The organism is Rhizobium sp. No.120, from assembly GCF_054558365.1.
The window spans coordinates 1-1913 of sequence record NZ_BAAJNQ010000043.1; the positions used below are offsets into that span (position 1 = coordinate 1).

2 protein-coding genes are annotated in these 1913 nt (G+C 55.0%); both read right to left on the minus strand.

All coding sequences use genetic code 11. The annotated features are described in order from the left end of the window. Window positions 1-18: 18 nt before the first annotated feature. A complete protein-coding gene (gene folD / locus ACYJRZ_RS31820; RefSeq protein ID WP_427143618.1) occupies window positions 19-927 on the minus strand; it encodes a bifunctional methylenetetrahydrofolate dehydrogenase/methenyltetrahydrofolate cyclohydrolase FolD in 909 nt (302 codons plus the stop codon). Window positions 928-933: 6 nt separating this feature from the next. Beyond that, a complete protein-coding gene (purU, locus tag ACYJRZ_RS31825) occupies window positions 934-1818 on the minus strand; it encodes a formyltetrahydrofolate deformylase (protein WP_427143619.1) in 885 nt (294 codons plus the stop codon). Window positions 1819-1913: the final 95 nt, after the last annotated feature.

Sequence of the window (1913 nt, forward strand, 5' to 3'; positions counted from 1 at the left end):
AATCTCACTCATGCGTTTTCACTGACTTGCAAACTTGGGTGGGGTCAAACCGGCGAACCGGTACGCAGCAATCACAGTGTTTGCCATTAGCATAGCAATCGTCATCGGACCTACGCCGCCGGGGACCGGCGTAATGGCACCTGCGACACGCGCCACTTCCTCGAACGCAACATCGCCGACGAGTTTCGTCTTCCCTTCGCCTTTCTCGGGAGCGGCAATCCGGTTAATCCCGACATCGATAACCGTTGCACCTGGCTGCACCCAGTCAGCTTTGACAAGGCCAGGGTGACCCGCTGCAACGACAACAATATCGGCGTTTCTGCAAAGACCGGGAACATCGCGCGTACCCTTATGCACCGTGGTAACCGTCGCATTGGCCTCCAGCAGCAGCGCTGACATCGGCTTTCCGAATAAGTTCGACTTGCCGATCACAACAGCGTGCAGCCCTGTAAGGTCGTCGCCATGGACATCGCGAACGAATACCATGGCACCTGCCGGTGTACAGGAAACCAGCCCGCCATCGAGATCGCCTGTTACGATTCTGCCAGCGTTCGCGAAATGTAGACCGTCTACATCCTTCGCCGGGGCAATGGCGCGAATGATCGTGTCTGACCGCAAATGACCTGGAAGAGGCAACTGAACGAGAATACCGTGTACGAGCGGGTCATCGTTGAGTGACTCGATGAGCGTCGCCAACTCTTCTTGGCTCGTATCCTCCGACAGTTCGTGCTTAATTGATAGGAAGCCGCACTCGTGGGCCATTTTAGCCTTCGAGGAGACATAGGCATGGCTAGCAGGGTCATTACCAACGATTACAACTGCGATACCTGCCTGCACGCCTGTGTTTGAATGTAATGCTTCGCCTGCGCTCTTCACCTGCGCTACGATGGCGGCGGCGATCTGTTTCCCATCAATGATTGCGGTCATCGGTGGTTACCCCATCCGTTCGGACGCGTAGCTTCCGGGGCTGGCCGGGAACACGACAGTCCTATTGCCATTAACAAAGGTGCGATGATGGATGTGCGCGTGGATCGCACGAGCCAGAACCTGACTTTCGACATCGCGCCCCAGCGACACGTAGTCGTCAGGGCTTTGGGCATGCGTGATACGAACGGTATCCTGCTCGATGATCGGGCCTTCATCGAGGTCTGCCGTCACATAGTGGGCAGTCGCGCCAATCAGCTTCACACCGCGCTCGTACGCTTGCTTGTAGGGATTTGCGCCCTTGAAGCTGGGCAGGAAGGAATGGTGAATGTTGATGATCCTGCCCGACATCTTGGCGCAGAGCTGGTCGGACAAAATCTGCATGTAGCGGGCGAGCACAACCAGCTCGGTACCCGTTTGATCAACAATTTCGAGCATACGCGCTTCCGCCTGGGGCTTGTTCGCCTTGGTTACCTTGATGTGGTGGAACGGAATGTCATGGTTCACGACCACCTTCTGATAGTCGAAGTGGTTGGAGACGACACCAACGATGTCGATCGGAAGCGCGCCAATCCTCCAGCGATAAAGGAGATCGTTCAAGCAGTGACCGAAGCGCGAGACCATAAGAAGGACTTTTGTCCTCTTATCTCCTTGATGAAACTCGTAGGACATTGAAAGTCGCTTTGCGACCTCATCAAAGCCTTCGCGGATATCACGCTCCGGGATACCGGTTTCCGACTTGAAGCCAATTCTCATGAAGAACCGGCCGGTCTCAAGATCATCGAACTGCGAGCTATCAAGGATATTACAACCCTTGTCAGTCAGATAGCCGGAGATCGCCGCAACGATTCCCCTTGTGGACTTGCATGACACCGTAAGAACCAGATTTTCCATAGTCACAGGCTACTCCATCTAACATCAGCAGACACTGGGCCGCCTGGAGGTGACCTCGCCGTCTCATGTGAAATTGCGGTTAAAGGGCTTTTTCA

Coding starts and splice junctions, on each gene's coding strand:
- folD (WP_427143618.1), bottom strand. CDS start 927: ATGACCGCAATCATTGATGGGAAACAGATCGCCGCCGCCATCGTAGCG.
- purU (WP_427143619.1), bottom strand. CDS start 1,818: ATGGAAAATCTGGTTCTTACGGTGTCATGCAAGTCCACAAGGGGAATC.